Annotated in this window: 17 protein-coding genes; 7 read left to right on the top strand and 10 right to left on the bottom strand. The window is 33.6% G+C overall.

Annotation, left to right across the window (positions count from 1 at the left end):
* Positions 1-95: 95 nt before the first annotated feature.
* The 4 genes from ESZ47_RS07755 to helD all read right to left on the bottom strand — a co-directional run bounded on the left by ESZ47_RS07755 (position 96) and on the right by helD (position 5,456).
* Positions 96-779 (bottom strand): DUF4811 domain-containing protein, encoded by a 684-nt coding sequence (locus ESZ47_RS07755; protein ID WP_148606312.1) that lies wholly within the window; start codon positions 777-779, stop codon positions 96-98.
* A complete protein-coding gene (locus ESZ47_RS07750) occupies positions 776-2,287 on the bottom strand; it encodes an MDR family MFS transporter (protein ID WP_148606310.1) in 1,512 nt (503 codons plus the stop codon). Before ESZ47_RS07750 ends, ESZ47_RS07755 begins: the two co-directional genes overlap by 4 nt.
* Before the next feature lie 116 nt (positions 2,288-2,403).
* Complete coding sequence (locus ESZ47_RS07745) at positions 2,404-3,093, bottom strand: nucleoside/nucleotide kinase family protein (protein WP_148606308.1); 690 nt, start codon at positions 3,091-3,093, stop codon at positions 2,404-2,406.
* A complete protein-coding gene (gene helD, locus ESZ47_RS07740) occupies positions 3,090-5,456 on the bottom strand; it encodes an RNA polymerase recycling motor HelD (RefSeq protein WP_148606307.1) in 2,367 nt (788 codons plus the stop codon). Before helD ends, ESZ47_RS07745 begins: the two co-directional genes overlap by 4 nt.
* 204 nt (positions 5,457-5,660) lie before the next feature.
* On the opposite strand from helD, the gene ESZ47_RS07735 reads away from it, so the two are divergent.
* The 5 genes from ESZ47_RS07735 (at position 5,661) to ESZ47_RS07715 (ending at position 9,392) form a co-directional block, all read left to right on the top strand.
* Positions 5,661-6,080: a MarR family winged helix-turn-helix transcriptional regulator gene (locus ESZ47_RS07735; RefSeq protein WP_148606305.1), complete on the top strand. Its 420-nt coding sequence runs from the start codon at positions 5,661-5,663 to the stop codon at positions 6,078-6,080.
* Between the two features lie 190 nt (positions 6,081-6,270).
* On the top strand, positions 6,271-7,260 hold the full coding sequence (locus ESZ47_RS07730) for a phosphatase PAP2 family protein (RefSeq protein WP_148606303.1): 990 nt from the start codon (positions 6,271-6,273) through the stop codon (positions 7,258-7,260).
* Positions 7,261-7,413: 153 nt separating this feature from the next.
* Complete coding sequence (locus ESZ47_RS07725; RefSeq protein ID WP_148606301.1) at positions 7,414-7,716, top strand: bacteriocin immunity protein; 303 nt, start codon at positions 7,414-7,416, stop codon at positions 7,714-7,716.
* A 184-nt stretch (positions 7,717-7,900) separates the two neighbouring features.
* Entirely contained in the window at positions 7,901-8,392 is a 492-nt protein-coding gene (locus tag ESZ47_RS07720; protein WP_148606299.1) for an RNA polymerase sigma factor, read from the top strand.
* On the top strand, positions 8,385-9,392 hold the full coding sequence (locus ESZ47_RS07715; RefSeq protein ID WP_148606298.1) for an anti sigma factor C-terminal domain-containing protein: 1,008 nt from the start codon (positions 8,385-8,387) through the stop codon (positions 9,390-9,392). The genes ESZ47_RS07720 and ESZ47_RS07715 overlap by 8 nt, the downstream gene beginning before the upstream one ends.
* A gap of 66 nt (positions 9,393-9,458) precedes the next feature.
* Here ESZ47_RS07715 and ESZ47_RS07710 read toward each other — a convergent pair whose 3' ends face one another.
* From ESZ47_RS07710 to ESZ47_RS07695, 4 genes are all read right to left on the bottom strand, one after another.
* Positions 9,459-9,863, bottom strand: coding sequence for a helix-turn-helix transcriptional regulator (locus ESZ47_RS07710; protein ID WP_148606296.1), 405 nt, complete (start codon positions 9,861-9,863; stop codon positions 9,459-9,461).
* Between the two features lie 166 nt (positions 9,864-10,029).
* A complete protein-coding gene (locus tag ESZ47_RS07705; RefSeq protein WP_148606294.1) occupies positions 10,030-10,470 on the bottom strand; it encodes a hypothetical protein in 441 nt (146 codons plus the stop codon).
* 115 nt (positions 10,471-10,585) lie between these two features.
* Positions 10,586-11,341, bottom strand: a complete 756-nt coding sequence (locus ESZ47_RS07700) for a helix-turn-helix domain-containing protein (RefSeq protein ID WP_148606292.1) — start codon at positions 11,339-11,341, stop codon at positions 10,586-10,588.
* Between the two features lie 142 nt (positions 11,342-11,483).
* Positions 11,484-12,419: a DMT family transporter gene (locus ESZ47_RS07695; RefSeq protein ID WP_148606290.1), complete on the bottom strand. Its 936-nt coding sequence runs from the start codon at positions 12,417-12,419 to the stop codon at positions 11,484-11,486.
* 122 nt (positions 12,420-12,541) lie between these two features.
* On the opposite strand from ESZ47_RS07695, the gene ESZ47_RS07690 reads away from it, so the two are divergent.
* The gene (locus ESZ47_RS07690) at positions 12,542-13,432 is read left to right on the top strand and encodes a LysR family transcriptional regulator (protein WP_148606288.1); all 891 of its coding nucleotides are present in this window, start codon (positions 12,542-12,544) and stop codon (positions 13,430-13,432) included.
* Between the two features lie 67 nt (positions 13,433-13,499).
* On the opposite strand, the gene ESZ47_RS07685 is transcribed toward ESZ47_RS07690, so the two are convergent.
* Positions 13,500-16,244, bottom strand: a complete 2,745-nt coding sequence (locus tag ESZ47_RS07685) for a YhgE/Pip domain-containing protein (protein ID WP_148606286.1) — start codon at positions 16,242-16,244, stop codon at positions 13,500-13,502.
* A 127-nt stretch (positions 16,245-16,371) separates the two neighbouring features.
* Between ESZ47_RS07685 and ESZ47_RS07680 the strand changes: the two genes are divergently transcribed.
* Positions 16,372-16,989: a TetR/AcrR family transcriptional regulator gene (locus ESZ47_RS07680; protein ID WP_148606284.1), complete on the top strand. Its 618-nt coding sequence runs from the start codon at positions 16,372-16,374 to the stop codon at positions 16,987-16,989.
* Positions 16,990-17,030: 41 nt separating this feature from the next.
* Here the strand turns inward: ESZ47_RS07680 and ESZ47_RS07675 are convergent, their stop codons facing one another.
* Positions 17,031-18,665, bottom strand: coding sequence for a leucine-rich repeat protein (locus tag ESZ47_RS07675; protein WP_244307575.1), 1,635 nt, complete (start codon positions 18,663-18,665; stop codon positions 17,031-17,033).
* Positions 18,666-19,012 lie beyond the last annotated feature (347 nt).

The raw sequence follows: 19,012 nt of genomic DNA, 5'->3' as shown, positions 1-19,012 counted from the left end.
AAAAACAAATCAAAATCAAAAACTTTTATTACTCTTATAGTGTACCACACTTATAAAAATTAGCAAGTATTAAGCATACTAATTATAATCGTTAATTAAACCCCTTTTATATTCAAAGCAGCCTTAATAGCTTGAACTTGTAGTTGTGCTGCTTTATCAGGATTAGTTTGAGCTAATGCTGATAATTGTTTTTGCTTCTCGGCAGCAGCAATCTTTTCCGCATCATTTTTTGGAGCCATTTTAGCAGATAATGATTTTGCTTGAGTTGTTGTTAAAGCCACCCAAGTTTCCGGTACCTGATATGTTGTATGTCTATGCTTAACAGTCTTATTATTGTCAGCAATGCCAAACAAAAGTTTGTACGTATTATTTTTATAAACCCATCGCGTAGTTTTTGTTATTTTATACGCCTTATTACCCGAAATACTTTGTCTTGAAGATGTTGTCTTAAGATTAGGCTTTGCTACATAGTTTTTCGTAGTCTTAGCAGAATGTTTGTAAATATAAACATTTTCTTCACCGTTGGAACCAATTCCTTGATAAAGTAATATTCCAAAGCCTTGATTAGCGCCACCTGCCGTATATATTTGCTTTTTTTCAGTTGTAGTTACTTGTTTCATACCATAGTGATCATGCATATTTGCTATGATACCAATTACCGAAATGATTAGTCCCACAAACATAACAGCCGTTGTTGTAATACGAATTATTCGGTTTTCTAACATCATATTTGCCAAGAAAGCCAAAATAGCAAAGATTGCCATAATTAAAATAATCATTTTGATGCCTCCATCTTCGACGGTGTGTTGACTTTTCCACTATGTAAAGTAAATGCAATCAAAACACCTAGAATTGCAAAGCATGAAGCTAACAAAAATGATGCATGGAAACCATTTAACGTCGCATCAATTGTTTTTTGTGCCCATTCTAATGGATTTTGTCCTTTGAGAGCTGATGATGGCTTGTTAGCATCTGTTACAGATTGCATGACTGACGCTAAAATTGCTGTTCCTAGTGATGAAGCAATTTGACGCATTGTGTTGTTAGCTGCCGTTCCTTGTGCCGCTGTTTCTGGAGACAAAGCCCCCATTGCTGAAGCTGTCAGTGGCATCATCGTCATCGCAATACCAAACATACGTAGTGTATACAATGCCGTGATATAAAGAGACGGAGTATCTGCTGTCATATAAAATAATGGCAACGTACCTATAATTAAGATTGAAAAGCCGGTAATAGCTAAACGTTTAGCGCCATGTTTATCATAAAATGCACCAGCTATTGGTGAAACAAGTCCCATCATCAATGCACCAGGCAATAATGTTAATCCTGAATGCAGGGGTGTCATTCCGCGAATATTTTGCAAAAAAATTGGTAAAATCATCTCAACACCAATCATTGACATCATAGCCAAAGAAACCAGCATTGTTGTAATCGTAAACTGCTTATTTTTAAACACCGACATATCCAAAAATGGCTTTTCCATTTTCGTTTGATGCCACATAAACTCTGCAATAATCAAAATACCAATTACTAATGGTGCGATAACCCAACCAAAGTCACTCCAGCCATGTGTTGACACCATTGCAAATCCAAACAATAATAATCCAAACCCAAATGTTGATTCGATTAATGAACGCACATTAAGAGATATATTTCTTGTTGGTAAAACATCATGGAATACAAAGAAAGATGCAATAATGACAATAATCACAACTGGTAAATCAATCAAAAAAATTGAACGCCATGAATTTTGTAATGTAAAACCTAGGAAAGTATGATCTTTTTCTAAAATCCATCCCGATAACGTAGGTCCAATAGCAGGTGCCATACCAACCACTAAACCACCAAGACCCATGGCCTTTCCACGAGATTCCGCATCAAATAATGTTAGTGAAACAACTTGCATCAATGGCATCAAAACACCAACAGCCATCGCTTGTAAAACGCGGGCAACCATCAATAACCAAAAAGCATTTGTTGGTGTTATGAAGGCTGTAAAAGTACCCACGGTAAACAGAATCAAAGCCGATAAGTACAGCGTTTTCGTTGGAATTCTAGTCGTTAAGAAGGCTGAAACTGGCACCATAATACCGTTTGCCATCAAAAAGATTGTTGTAAGCCACTGTACAGTAGAAGCATTGACATCAAAAGCTTTCATAAGAGCTGGTTGTGCCGTACCAAGTGATGTTTGCATTAACATCACGGCAAAAACACCAACTAATAAGACAAGCATCATGGCTAAGCGGTTAACGCTTTTACCATGTGTATCTGTAATTGTATCTGACATGTGTAAATCCTTTCATTCTTTTCTGTTATTTACAGAAAAGAATTTGCTACTATTTAACTTCAAGTGCTTATTTTACGCTTAAAATAATAATTGTCAACATAGTTGACAATTATTATTTATTTTAATTCAATTTCAAGCACCTGATGCTGTTTATCCAGATACACTACTGCATCAGCGTGATACTTTGTAGGCAGAATATACTCGTCAAGATTTTTCTGGTTAGTTTGTTCCCAAACTTGCATCGCTACATCTGTAAACTCATCTAACGGCATATTGGCATACTTATACCGCCAACTGGAAGGATCATTTTTAGCTAATGCCGTTACTTCAAGCGTACGAGATAAATACCATTTTTTAATATTTTTTAAGTCAGCCTCTATATATATCTTTAAATCCAACTGTTCTGCTGGCAGCTGTAAGGCCGTAACGCCTTCTACAATTAAAATATGTGGTAAACTAATTTTTTGCATTTTATTTGGATGAATATCAGCTAGTTCCTGTGTATAAACTGGTATATTAACTGACTTTTCCCCAGCACGAAATTTTTTTATTACTTGTATCAATTGATCTATATGATACGTTTGTGGAAAACCCTTTTGATCAAACAAATTATACTTATTTAATTCGTGATTAGACATTAAAAAATCATCAGTGCTAATCACCGTTGTGATTAAACCATGTTGATTTAGTTCGCTGGCTAGATTATCTGCAAAGGTACTTTTACCAACAGCCACCGATCCCGAAATACCAATAGCCATAAAGGGCGCTGTATACTTTTTTTCAATTAATTGACACAAATCAATCATCTATGAACCTCATAAAGTTCTTTTGAAACATTATTTAGTAGTGGTGTTAATTGCTTTTCTGCAACAAGTGTCAAACGATGCATGGCTCTTGAAGCAACTGTGTATAATAAACGCCGTTCACTATCATCATAATATCTCGTAGCATCTGCATGCCAGATAATTACAGCGTCGAATTCTAGCCCTTTAGCAAGATATGATGGCACGATTATTGTGCCAGTAGCTAAACGTTGATTTTCGGATTGAATCAGCGTAACTGTTTTATCTCCCAATTTTTGCATTAACGCTTTAGCATCAGCCAATGTCTTCGTAATAATAGCTGTTGATTCTTGTTCTCTCACATTATTTTGCAATTGTGTTTTTAACGATTTCAACAACTCGGCTTCATTTTGACCAATACGAACTAGCGGCTTCTCACCTTTGCGATTAAATGCATCAATATTTTGACCGTCAATTAAAATATCCTTTGTAAAATCAGTGATTTGTTGCGTTGAACGATAAGTTTGTGTTAATTGGACATTTTCAACTCGTTCAGGATTAAATAATGTTGCAAAATCTTCTCTTAAATTTGTTGCATTATCCTTTGTAAAAATCGCCTGATTTAAATCACCTAATACCGTGAATTTTGCTAATGGAAAACTAAATTTCAAAAATGCTAATTGGAAAGGGGTATAATCTTGAATTTCATCAATGAACAAAAAGCGAATGTCACGTTCTCCATGTTTACCTGTAATTAAATCATAAAGATAAAGATAAATTGTTGTATCGGCTAGCGATAATTGATGATCTTTCAAATGAGCAATCAATTGTTCAACATGTTCCTGCCAAGCTTCATTAGAAATACCATAAACTGACAAATCAATATATTTGTGTGCTTGGCGCATAAAATCGACAAATTGTGCGTTAATATTCAAAAAACTACCACGTCGAATTTGACGCGCTATAGGCTTAAGCGCTCGTGTAACTATTTGTTTTGCCAAAAACTTTCGCTCAGCTTTTTCACTAGAAAATTCACGTTCTCTTTCCCCTTGTCCAAGTTGTGTACGACGTGTAATGGCAGCAGCATCTGCTTCCTCATCATCACCCATTCGTACACGCCCTGCCCCAACTATCTCATCGTATTCTTGTTTAGATAGATTTTCAATTTCAAGGTCTACCCAGTCTTTACGCATTTCCGTACCCAGGCGACTGCTCAATATCCTCATCAGCGTATCACGTGTTGCTTCTAAACGCTGACTAAGCTTGTAATTTTCATTATATTGGTAGTAAATTTCGGCAATACGTTCTTTAGGAATAAGCGGTTCATTGCGAAATACAATACTACGTAATTTCATACCATTACGATTCAAGCTGTCAGCATAAGCTTCAACAGCCTTAAACATCATCAAACTTCCCTTAAGAAGTGACATTTTGCTATCTGCCGTATCAATTTCAAAACGTTCCTGTAACGTTTCAACAGCAATTTTGGGTAGACGACGTGAAGCGTATTGGTAAAATGTCATCTGAACCATATTTTGCTCACCTAATTCTGGCAAAACTTGGTCAATATAGTCATTAAATAGCTGATTTGGACTAAATAAAATTACTTGTCCACTAGTCAGCTTTCCTCGGTAACGGTAAAGCAAATAAGCAATGCGTTGCAAAACCGCTGCTGTTTTACCTGAACCGGCTGCGCCTTGAACAAATAACAAATCAGCATTTGTATTACGAATGATTTTATTCTGCTCTTTTTGAATAGTTGTAACAATTGACTTCATTTTTGTTGATGATTCACCATTTAAAGCGTTCATCAACATCGCATCACCAATCGCTTCTTCGGTATCAAAAAGTGTCACAATAACACCATCTTCAATTTGAAATTGTCGTTTCAGGGTCACATGAGCCCTTTGTGAACCATCCGGCGTTAAATACTCAACATCCCCAATACCACCATCATAATAAATTGAAGCTACTGGTGCACGCCAATCATACACATAATAATTATTATCATCATCATTAAAAGAGCCGAGTCCAATATAAATTGTCTCTGCTTCGCCACTTTCACTAACAGATTCACTAAAATCTATACGCGCAAAATATGGTTTTTTAATTTGTTTTGTTAATGTTTCTAATCGTACCTCTGCTCGTGTTTTTGAATTCTCACGCTCAGCAAGCATTTGTTGTTGTTGACGTACTGACATAGCCGTTTCAACAATGCCAGAGTAAGTGTCTGTTTTCAGCCGTACATCACCCCAACTTTTGGAAACATCATGAATATTTTTATTCGTACGTTTTATCTCAGCTTCGGTATCAATCAGCGATTGATTCATCTTCTTGAGGGTTTTGTTCAAGTACTGCGTTTCAACTTGTTTAATTTTTTCGTTCAAAATGCATCTCACTCTCTTGATTTCAATGTAATAATTATACGCTTAGAAGTTTCAAATGAACAGTAAAACGAATACGGAAAAATTATATTAGATAAACGTACCTATTCATAAAAAATACAGTATAATCAGTTGACAAGTTAAATGATTATGGATGTATTTAATGAAGGTAAGTACTTTTGTTAACCGTATCTTGGAGGAAACATTATGAAACCTATAGGTCACATTTTTTCAGAATTACACGATAAAGTGTTGTGGCAGTATCAACAAAAATTAGATAATAGCAATCTTTTTCAAAACTTATCTGCAAACGATGAATATTATATTGATCTTCTATATTCTCTAGAAGATCCAACAGTAACCAGCTTTGCTGATAAAGCTAAAATATCTAAACCAGCTGCTACCCGAATTATCCACCGTTTTGTCGATGAAAAATATCTTGTTAAGCGACCATCTCAAACAGATAAACGCATGTCTTTTTTAGAACTTGATCAAAAAGTGAAAGAAAATTGTGAAAAAAATCATCAACTGTTTGATCAAGTCTTCTTGAATGCTATTTCAGTTTTATCTATTGAAGAACAACAAACTTTGCACCAAATTATGTTTAAAATCAACCAAAAGATATGAAAAAAAAATTGACTTTCATCAAAAATCACTGTTCACATCAATAAAAAAAGAATGCTAAAAAGCATTCTTTTTTATTGACATATTTCAAAGTTGTCATGAATTAAAAATTTTAATAGGTCTTTACATAATCTTGACGCTATATCAATATTCGAGCAATAAACTAAAGATAACAATTTGGAGGATAAACAATATGCAATGGACCGGGTCTACTAATAACGTAAATTTGATGCATGATGATAAAGATACTTTTGAAACAACAACTGGTGAGAAAAAAACACTGATCATTCTGTTAGTGATCGGATTAATAAGTTTGTTAATTGCAACTTTTTTTGATAAAAATATAACTTCAGCAATCATGAATCAAAATTCAATATTTGGCAATATTTTTCAGAATTATGCTGATCAAGGGGCAGGTATCGTTTTATTTTCTGCCTTTGAAATTATTGCGTGGACCATTTGGCGCCGTGTTCAAGAAAATATCGTAAGATATATCATGACTGTTGGTGCATTAGTCTTTGCATTTAATCAGATGCTAGCTGTACTACAAGACATGCTAAGCTATACCTATTCTATGCTCAATAACATTTCCAAAGGTATTCCAATGGGCGTAGCAAACAATACTTCAGCAGTTGTAAACTACCCTGAACCACTCCGATGGGGTCTAGCTCTCGCTTTAACTATCCTGCTGTCTTTTATCTTCTTCAATTGGATTAGTAGTAAAAGTGATTCAGATATTAATTATTTGTTAAATGCTGCTCTCATTGGTATTGTCGTTGTTTTTATTGCTCAAACAACAATAGGTGAAATGAAGACATTATGGGGTCGTTTCCGCCCGTATGAAATGACAACTGTGTCTGGCCAAACAATGAGTGAGTTCACACCTTGGTATCATTTGAATGGTGCTAATGGTCACAACTCCTTCCCTTCTGGACACACAATGTCTGGTTGGTTATTCTTATACTTAACTTTCTTCGTTCCTCGAGGCAATATTAGTTTACAAAAGAAAATGACAATATTTGGTATCGCAATGGGTATTTTAACTGGTTTAAGTCGTGTACGTATTGGTGCGCATTGGCTGAGCGATGTCACTGTATCAAGTCTCATCGTTGGCACAATAATTTTCTTAGCTAGTCGTTTATTAACAGCACACTTTGTTGAATCACAATCAACATTGAATTAAATAATAAAATAAAAACGCTATGATATACCATCATAGCGTTTTTTTAATGACAAAATACTCGTCTGTTATTTTGTCATTTGACAAATATTCGACCCAGCGTAATAATGACTTTAAATAACAAATACATTTCTTAATTAAGAGGAACTATGGCAGATGAGCGTTAATAAAAAAGTCGAAATAATGTTAGATCAAATGAGTGCGGCCTTTTCAGATCCAGATGTTAAACAAGATGAAAATTTAAGGAATATGATTTTTAATTACGCCAGCGAACTTAACAAAACACAAGATACTCGACTAGTGTCTTCTAAAATGGTCAAATCACTTGCACTGTATTATTGGGGAACCAAAAAGCAATTACCTCAAGCGGCAATCACCTTACATAATCAAATTAAAAAAGATGCTACTATTTATGATGGTATAACAGCGACAGCCTTAATGCTACCTATTTGGTTCTAAATACTAAAGTTCCCCTTCCTCCAGATTAAAGCAACCAATTATAAATCATTACTGTTACTACAGTACACATTTATTGGTTGCTTTTTTAATGCCTAATTACTTCAAAAAAACTAACCAAAATTACTAAATAATTTTCTGTAACCAATTGCTTCCTTATTCGTTATATATATAACAGGAGAAGATAATGGAGATTACTCAATATGAAAACATAATTCTTAGTGTTGCGCACGAAGTTGTTCGATTTTTAATTAAAAAAGGGGCTAAACCGCAAGATGCAGAAGATATTGTTCAAGATGTACTTGTTAAATTGATAGAAGCCAATATTGTTTTAGAAGAAAATAAATTACGTCCATGGATTTATAAAGTCGCTTTATTAAAATTTTACGATAAATATAGACGTAATCAAAGATATAATAATATTTTGCATGAAATCTACAACAACTCAAAAAAATCAAACATGCATTATGCAAAATCAACTCAGCGTAGCTTACCTTATGAGATCCTCAAGCAATTAAGTCCTTACCAATTACAACTACTTTACTTAAAATATGATAAGAAATGTAGTATTCAATTAATTGCCAAACAACTAAATTGTAGCCAACCTAAAATAAAAATTGATTTATTTAGAACAAGAATACATCTAAAAAAATTATTGGAGCAATATACCTATGAATGAAAATCAAAAATTTGAAAATTTAATAAAAAGAACCAAAGCAAAAAACAACCTCAGAGGAATAATGATTAGTGCTTTTTCTACCATTATTATCTTAATTATGATTTTGCTTAGTGCCAACTTTTTTATAGCCCATACCATGAATAAGCAATCAAAACTACAAGATCAAAAATTAAATATTGAAAAAATAGCTTTTTCTCCAAATATTTTTACAACTAGTCAATCAATCCAAAGTGTCGGATGGACAAAGGCTACCTTGACTGAAACCCGCATTAAAAATATTGATGGATATCACATTCACTACCCCAAAAAATCAGCACAATTCAGTGTTTCTGGAATCCAGCTTTCTTCTGGCAATGATATTGACGTTTACAATACAGGATCTTCAATCATTGCTAAAAATAATAAAACGCAAGAAAAAGAGCCTATATTTTTTAGCCGTTCGCCTTCTACAATATATAAAAAATCAAAAAAGCTGATATCATATACACCAGCCACCCACGAAGCAAAAAAACTTTCTGCGATGAATAATACATTAGCCGAGGTAGCTTTAACATTTGATAACTCCTATTCTTATGATGAAATCAGAAAGATAATACCAGACAATATCATGATTAACTATTATTGGCTAGGTTTTGGCAACAATAACATAGACACAATGGCAGGTGTTGGTCGCTATATTGGTTTAAATGCCAGTACTGATGGGCGTGGCACCTTAATAGAAGGTAGTTCGAAAAATCATAACTATATTGGATACAACGGTTTGAAACAAGCATTAACAGATTCGAGTTCTTTAGACTTCGAATCACGTAATTTAAATCAAAACTATATCTCTTCAATCAAAGCACAATTATCTTCTAACTTAAAGAAAGCAAAGTTTAACGGTGTCATTGTTAGTGGCAAATCTGAAAACCTGAAAAATTTAGATGATTTAAATTTTGTTTTTGCTAGTAATGTAGGCGCAACGACACCAATTGTGCCATTTGAAGAACCTTTGAAGTAGCTGTTCATGATGTACAAAATTAAGTTGAACCTCGATTTATTAAGATATTAAAGAGTGGTTAATCAACTAAAAGCCCTTTAAAGCCTCAATAACATCAGAAATCGTATTTCCAAAAATTGCGAAAAAAATAATTAATATCCACCAATAATGCGCTAAAAATTCCCAAAAATTCATTTTTTCACGTCGACGGCGTATATATTTTCCTTTGCGAGGATCAAATACAAATTCATCTTTATCTATTTTATCTTCAATATTGTCTTGAGTAGGCTCAATGCCCAAAACAAGCATATCAAGCGAGCAGTCAAAAATTTCAGATAATTTGATTAAATTACTCATATCCGGTGTCGCATCCCCAGCCTCCCAGCGTGAAACAGCTTGCCGTGAAATGTACAATTTTCCAGCAACATCTTCTTGAGACATCTCTAACTTAGTGCGTAGCTTTTTTAATTGTAGCGGAAACTGTATTTCCATTAATATGTTCTCCTAACGCTATTTAATACGTCAATTATTCAACACAATTCAATAAAACGATAGCAATTAAATATTAAATTCAGCAATATGCAACAGCTAAGTGCGCAAAAATAGATTGCTTAACAGTGAGATAAAGCTGCCATACCAAGCTTTTAACTAATTGCGTTTATTTTCCGAATATTTTTTTAAAGATCCCTTTCGATTTTTCTTTTTGTAATGCTTCTTTTAAATCATCAATTTCTGATACAAAATCAGACGTATCTGAAACTTCCAAATATTGTTGTTCTTTGACATCGATTTTATGTTGTAAATCCAGAGATAGGGTTTGTTGCTGATCAAGTAATTTATGAAGTTGTTTGATTTGCTCATCTTTTGTCTTGAGTTGTTCTGATAAAGTCTTGATGCTTTCTGAGGCAACATCAGAATGATCATTGTCGCTACTTTCGGGCATTGAATCAAGGTTTTTAAGCTCTTCTGGTGTAAACTCGCGTTGACTAGGATTAATATTCCAAGCTTTTGCTCTTCTATAATATGTCGCTTTACTAATGTCAAGCTTTTTAAGAATGCTTGCTAATGTTTGAAATTCTATTTTTTCATTCTCACTCATTGTCTGATACCTTTCTGATAAAAACTGAATAATAATAGTATACCTTTATCTTTAATAATAAGAAATATCATACAAAAAAAACTCTTTAATTACAAAGAGCTTTAAAAAATATATTTTATACACCATTATTTGAAAATGGATTAATATTACCCCGTGGTCCAGAATTCTTTTTATTGTATTTCAAATACTGATCTGCATTCCCTATATTGCCTCGGTACACGGACGGTACTTGATCTTTAGTAATTAATTTAGCCCGTTTTACATATGATCCCTTATGTAGCACAATGGCATAGTTGTATCCTTTAGGAATAGTCCCAACTTGAAATTTCAGCCACTCTCCTGCACCAAAAATGTCACTATATACATAAGCGTCTACTGGTTGTGGCATATTAATAGTAACTTTTTTTGTCTTAATTTTGCCGTTTTCATCTGTAATTGGTTCTGTTCCCTGAATTTTTTTAGTGGTTATTTTTTCTGGCAACAACGCATAGCCATAAGTTTCCTTTAAAAACGGATTAAATCGATCAATTAATTGATTTTGCGCTGCTCGACCATACGTTAAGACAGCAACAAAAAGTATAAAAATAATTGCTACAATACCTAGTCTCCGAACAAATTTTTTGTATTTTTTCCCTACAGTTAGCTCCTTATTAATACTGTCAATCATATCTGTTCCCTCTTCTTTTAAAGTTGTATCCAAAGAAAAACCTAAATAATCACTTAAAGTAACCAACATGTCCAAACTAGGATACGTATCATTATTTTCCCAATGAGATACTGTCTGCCTTGTAACATGTAATTCTGTTGCCATTTGTTTCTGTGTTTTGTTTAAGGCTATCCTACATTCTTTTAATTTTTGACCAAGTTCCATGCAACTTCCCCTTTCTTAACAAACTTAAGTATACGAAATAGCAAGATACCCGTCGAGCAAGTATTCTTTAACATCTTGGTATTATAATACTTACCAAGTAAAAAACATTACCACTATGTGAGTAGTAATGTTTTTTATTTTATTATTTTTCAGTCTTTAGTTTTGTAGTATATCGCTTATGTATATTGTTTCCCACTAATGCACTGATTGTAATTAGGCACCCTACAATTTCAAAAGTAGATACTCTATAACCATTTGTAATAGTAATAACAAATGAAGTAATTGGTACTAAATTCATAAATAAGATACCATTTATTGATCCAATGATACGATTCCCCATATTCCAAGCAAATACAGCAACCACACCTGCTATCGTAATCATATAAATCAGTGCACTTTGAACATTAGTAACTTGTGCTGATGTTGGCACTTTTAACCAACCAAAAATCGTAGCCATTGCTAATACAATAATAACTGAACATACACCTAAAATTGTTGTTATTGTTGAATAGCGTAAAATTGACCACTCTGGAAAATCATCACCCCCCGCTGTATATATGACCCAACACAGTGCCCCCAACAGAATGAATACTACCGCTAAAACGGTATTATGTCCTGAAAATAAAATACTGATGCGCCCCTTTGTTACCACCATAAACACACCTATGGCAGCAATAAACATGGAAATAAGAGAAGCAGTTGTTGGCTTTTTCCCTCGGTATATCCAACCTACTAGTACACCTAGCAATGGTTGAATCGCCATCATAACTGAAGCGATAATTGATCCAGACTGCCCAGCGGTCTGTTGACCAAGAAACACAAAAAAACTAAATCCAGCAAAAGCGGCTGTCCCAAATATCCACAACCTTGCAGCATGTCCTTCTGTTTGAAAAGACTTGGGTCCTTCAACAAAAAACAAAATAACAGCAAAAATAATTGCAACACTGCCATAACGTAATATTGTGAAGTAAAATGGGTCAATAATTTTAAGAGCTGGCGCCATCACTGGAAACATTCCTCCCCAAGACAATACTGAAACTAAACACAAAACTAATCCACATAAATATTTTTTAGACATTTTTATTTCTCCTATTTGTTAAAATATTAACATTGTGATTTCAAAAAAAGAATAAATAATTTAGAATGAATGGTTATAACATATTTGCATATGTTTAGTATAATAATGGATACGAGGTGTGTATGATAAATAATAATTCTTTTAATATCGAACTCTTATATGTTTTTGTTAAAGTATGTGAATTAAAAAGTATTAATAAAAGTAGCGGCTCTTTGTTAATGACACAACCAGCGATTAGTAAAAAAATCAAACAACTTGAAACTTACTATGGCAAACAGCTTTTTATTAGAAGTTCACAAGGTATGGAACTGACTTCAGTAGGTCATAAACTTTATATTGAAGCACAACATTTTATCAATAAGTTTGAGCAAATAACTTATTTAATATCAGAAAATACTATACAAATATCAGATATTAAAGTAGGCTCTTTAGATAGTATCTCATCTTATATGTATCCTTCCTTCTTTGCCAATTTTTTATCTGATTTAAAACAAGTTGTTATAACGAATAGGATTTTTGACCTTATTCAACCCTTTAATGAAAAAAGATTAGACTTAATTTTAATAGATTCTGAATTCAAGGAAGATTTTACTGGAGATGTTAAGGAAATAAGATTATTTTCAGAACCATATTACTTGGTTTATTCACAAGATAATACGATTATGAAAAATTTGTTCGATACCTCTACTGTGAATGCTGCGGATTTAGCTTATTTAAAAATCATTATGTATCCCAAATATTGCCCGATTCATCAAAAAATTATTCAAATATATCAACAACTAAAAATTCCACTACCTAAAATCATCGAAATTGATTATAGTGAGTCTACCATAGCAATGATTTCTAATTCTGATTACGTCACCATCCTACCTATGTCCATAGCACTCAATAAAGTTACTCAAAATATTGGTACACTAACCATGACGCAGTTAGATGATAACTTCACTAGACATGTATCCTTATTTGCACATAATACAGAAATACTTCATTTAGTTCATAATAGACTAAATTAGCAACTAAACTAACAAAAAATGCTCAACCCCAGTTAATGGGATTGAGCATTTTTTCAATCATCTCAAATTAATTATGAACATAATTAATTTTTTTAATTTTTAATTGCTTAAACATATAAAATCCAATCATAATCAATGTAAATACAACAAATATACCAAACATCACTATGACGTCATTCTGCGCTGATCCACCAATCATAAGTGTTTCACGCAATGCATTGACTGAATAAGTCATTGGTAAATATGGATGAATTCCCTCAAAAAAACTATTTGATAATTGAATAGGGTAAGTGCCAGCTGATCCACCCAATTGAATGACCATTAAAATCATCGCTAGGAACGAACCAACTTTACCAAACCACAAATTAAGTGCCGTCACAACACTAATAAAAGTAAAAGAAACGAGTATTAAGACACCGAAAGTTGTACCATATTGTACTGGTTTAATACCAATCATACTAATAGCAACAAAATACATAATTGCAGCTTGTAAAAATGCGAATGGATATAGTACAGACATCTTACTTGCCCACCAACTAATCGCTTTTTTAGGATATTTCAATGGCGTTACTAAGTCAAACATTAAGTTAAAGGCAACAGCTCCAACAAATAAGGCGACAGATAACATATAAGGTGCCATTGCTGTACCGTTATTTGGGACTGTATCTTTTTCTATATGCTTAGTACTTGCCGGTGTTGCTAATTGCTTATACGTTAATTTATTAGCATGAATCTTATTCACCTTTTCATTAGCTTGACCTAATTTATCCGCAAGCGTAGCATTACCATCTCTCACCTTAGTAAGCCCATCGCTAAGTTTTGAAGAACCTTCGGCTAACTTGACACTACCATCTGAAATCTTAGTTGCACCATTAGCTAATTGATGCGAACCATTCAACAACTTATTATTATTCGCAGATAACTTATCTAATCCCGTTGTTAATTGTGCACTTCCTGATGACAGTTGTGAAACTGCTGATCCCAAAGTAGGCATATTAGTATTTAATGATGATATGCCATTCGCTAGCTTTTGAGATCCTTCATTTAATTTGGTACCATTCTGAGATAACTTTTGTGTTCCTTCATTTAATTTAGCACTTCCAGCAGCTAAGCTCTCAATACCACTAGTTAATGATGGTACATTTGCATTTAATTGTTCAAGACCTTCTTGCAATTGTATAGAACCATTTACTAACTGTTGAGATTGCCCACTTAATTGTGATAGACCATTGGTTAATTGAGACGCCCCATTATTCAGCTGAGCCGTTGAATTTCCAACTTGATTAAACGAAGCTATCATGCCACTGATTGCGCCGTATAATGTTTTACTATCACTACTAGTACCATAACTATTAGACAATGTATTCACAGCTGACTTTAATTGAGATATATTTGTGTCACTAGACTTCATTAAAGCTGTTAAATTGCTTTGTAAATCGGTCAAATTTGAAGTAGATGATTTCAAAGCATCATTAATCTCATTTGTTGGTAACAATGCTGATTCTAAAGCACTAACCTGTGTATCAGACAAATTTTGTGATTTAGCAACAGATTCTATTTTGCCTTGTGTCCCTGCAACGTAATTACTAATTGTGGCTACATTTTTAGCCAAATTACTCATAGTACTTGTCAGCTGAGTAATTTGAACTGAATTTTGATTATTATCTAATGACGTCTGCAATTGATTTAGACCTTCTTGAAAACTTTGTAATCCAGTCTGTAATTGCGTCATTTTTGTTTTAGCATCATTACTGTTTAAAGCAGTATTCATTTGCGCTAAACCATCTGAAACTTTTTGGCTGCCTTGGTACGCCTTATCTGTCCCGCTCGTATAGGCGCTCACACCATTATTCAGAGATGCTGATCCATCTGATAATTTATTTATACCAGCAGCCAAACTATTACTACCACTTGCTAGCTTTTCAGCTCCTGAATTTAATGTACTTACTCCGGTGTTGAGCTGTCCAACGCCAGATGTATATTGTCCTAAACCACTACTTAAATTGGATGAGCCCTCTGATAATTGCAAAACGCCGCTACTCAGTGCAGGAATTTTCCCACTCAACTGCTCTAAACCATCTGTGAGTTTTAAACTTCCTGCATCAAGCTGATTAACACCATCAAAGTATTGCGCTAACCCGTCTGTTAATATGTCCGTACCATTGCTAAAAGTCAAACTACTTGATGCTAAAGTTTGTAGATTACTGGTGATTGTTTGATTTCCAGATTGTAGTTTTTCAGTACCACTAACTAATTTTTTATTCCCATTACCAGCCGTTCCCATGCCATTGCCTAAAGTCTTAATTTGTTTAAACAACGTTTCTGCATAAGTTTTGGTAACCTGTGTAGAAATGGAATTGGTAATACTTTCAGCCGCTGATTTTGAAAATTTTCCAGCAATGAAACTGTGTCCTGAGCTGGTTGTATAATGAATGAGCATCTGCTTCGGATGAGCATCTAACAATGTTGTTGCATGCTCTGAAAAATTCTTAGGAATAGTCATAACCATGTAGTATTTACCATCAGACAATCCTTTTTGGGCTTCTCTTTTAGATGGAAAACTGAATTTCATCGCATCGGAATCTACCAAATTATCTTTCAGTTTAGAGCCTACTGCTAACTTCTGTCCTGCATACTTAACAGATTGATCTTCATTAACCACTGCCACTGGTAAATCTTTAATTTTACCATAAGGATCCCACATTGATTTTAAAAATCCAACTGCATATATCGAAGGAATTAAAACAATAGCAATCAGAACAATAACCATAAATTTATTTTTCCAAATTTTTTTCCATTCAATGCTGAGCATAATCTTCCCCTTTTTTGACAACGTGTTGCTTTTTTTAAATCTATAGTTTATATTAGCATTGGTTAAGCAAAAATCAATGTACAAAAGGCAACCTTGTTGTCTAATTTTATGAAGGAAGGAAGAAAGAATGAATAGACAGGAAAAAAATAAACAAACCCAACAACGTATCATAGATTCATTTATACAACTAGTCAATGAAAAAGGGTTTAATAATCTCACAGTTTCTAATATCACTCGCACAGCAAAATTAAGTCGAGGTACTTTTTATATCTACTATTTAGATAAATACGATGTCTTAGAAAAAATTGAATCTTATTTATTAAGCAATATTGAACGTCTCATGCAAATCAATATGGATAAAACTATTTCTTGGTTAGATGACACGAGTAATCATAAATTGTCAGCAGAATTAGATACTTACTCGCCCTATCGTAGCTTTATACAATCATTTGATTTTTTAGATAAAAATCGTTTTACGCTTAAAACACTACTTTCCAAAAATGGCGATTCACAATTTGTTTATAAATTGAGAAATTTGATTGACAATCAAATTGGTAAAAATTATGAGAAAATATTTAAAGATGGTACAGAAGTTATGCCAAGTGACTATACCCACGACTTGTTAATCAGTTCACTAATTAGCATCATTGGTCACTGGTTAGAAAAAAATGATCCTGAATCTCCTGCAGAAATTGCCGAGATTTTAATTCATAGCCGTATACTTGTTACTTATCAATTAAAGTGACACAAAAAAGATGCTATNNTGAATAGCATCTTTTTTGTGTTTTAATTTAACATATCTCCACTATTTGCATCAAAGTAGTGGATACGACCATCTTTCAGCTCCACTGAACCTCCCTTAACTTGTGTGCCATCTGAATTAAAGTAATAAGTGTGACCATCAATCACTTGTAGGCCAGTTACTGGTAGACCATCACTGCCAAAATATTGCCACGTACCATCGCTCATCTCAGAAAATTGGTTTTTTAGCTGACTGTATTTTTGTGAAGTGGTCATGCCAAATGGATACAAAATAGCTGAAATATCCTTCTCCGATTTCGTATTCATAACCATCGTTGTCAATTCTTGTGCACGGCTGTCACTAAACGAATTGCCAGCAAAGCACCCAGAACCAACACGTTGAATATTAACTGGTAAATTCACATCTGTAATTTGATTGTCAATAAAAGTACCGTCTCCAATCGTTTGTAGTGTATCAGGTAGATCAACACCTGTTAGTTTATTATCCGCAAAAACAAAATCATTTAACGACTTTAAATCATTATTAGGAAAAATAACATTAGCAATATTATTTGAAGCAAAAGCATACCAGCCGATGCCTGATATATTATTATTTAAGCTATTTGGTAGATTCAGTGTATTTGAAATTTGATTATCATAAAAGGCGAAGTTTCCAATTTCTTTTAAATTTGTAGCCTTAGAAAAGTCAACACTCATGATACCTAGTGATTCAAAAGCATTGTTAGCAATTTTAGTGACATCAGATGGAATAACTATGGTTTTTCCAAGTGTTGACGTACCGGACTTCACACCAGTAATTATTGTGTGGTCATTACTATCGTAAGTAAAATCATCCGCATTACCTATCGTACCAGGTGTTCCAGCGCTGTAGTGTTGATGTTTCAACGCATATTGTGTAGCGACAGTAGCTGCTTGACCAGTATTACCACCGCCAAACGCTTCATACCCATACCAACGAATGGGATGGTGACCACTGCTGTCTAACACATCGTTTGGTAAGACTGATACTTTGAATGATTGATTACCATAGAAGGCACCAGAACCAACGCTTAAACTGTTTGTATTTTGAATTGTTGTCAGGTCGACAACACGCAAGTTGTCTCCAGCAAACACCCAATCTCCAATCGATGTAATTGTTTTTGGAAACGTTACACTCTTCAATGTTGGGTTATTGGCAAAAGCACCATCATTAATATGTGTAACACCATTTGCAAAAGTCAAAGAAGTAATGTTATTATCATAAAAAATATACCAACCTAAATTATTATCATCTAGTTTAGGATACTGAACAGAGGTAAGTTGATTTTTTGCAAATGCAAAATCACCAATGGACTTTAGGTTAGTTGCTGAAGTAAAGTCCACACTACTAATTTCTTGATTATAGAACGCCGTATCAGCAATACTCGTTACATTGCTAGGAATCACAACATTAGCTCCTCTGTGCTGCGACTGCCCATCCGAAAATCCATATAACACATTATTTTCTATTTTTAATGCGGTATTCGGAACATCATCTGCATAAACGGTTACTTTATTAAAAAAGATACCACTAACGATACAACTTAGACTTAATAGTATGGTAATCAGAAAAACTTTTTTATCTCGCATGTATCTATCTAACTGACCGTGATCGTATACTACTTGACTACTATAAAACATTTCCCATTCCTCCTCTGCTTATCCTATTCTCTTCTGTATTTATAACCTCCTCACGAAGTCGAGATCCCTTTTTCAATGCCTCTGTTCGATTTCACCTTCATTATAGTTCGTAACATTTCTGTGATAAAATATTTTGTTTGTAATAAAAATAACAATTTTTATATTTGTTGCAAATTTTGATATATTATAATATATTAATTGGTAATAATAATTCTTATACTTTCAACAAATTATCCATGATAAAAGATGATATGGGGAAGCAAACGATTGCTCAAGGACTAACTTAAGATTTATAAATCTTTATTTGTTGCGGTAAATTTTTTATAACAGAACATTTAAAGAAAAGA

This window comes from Leuconostoc litchii (genome assembly GCF_008107645.1).
GTDB lineage: Bacteria > Bacillota > Bacilli > Lactobacillales > Lactobacillaceae > Leuconostoc > Leuconostoc litchii.
This window is presented reverse-complemented; position numbering and strand designations above follow the sequence as displayed.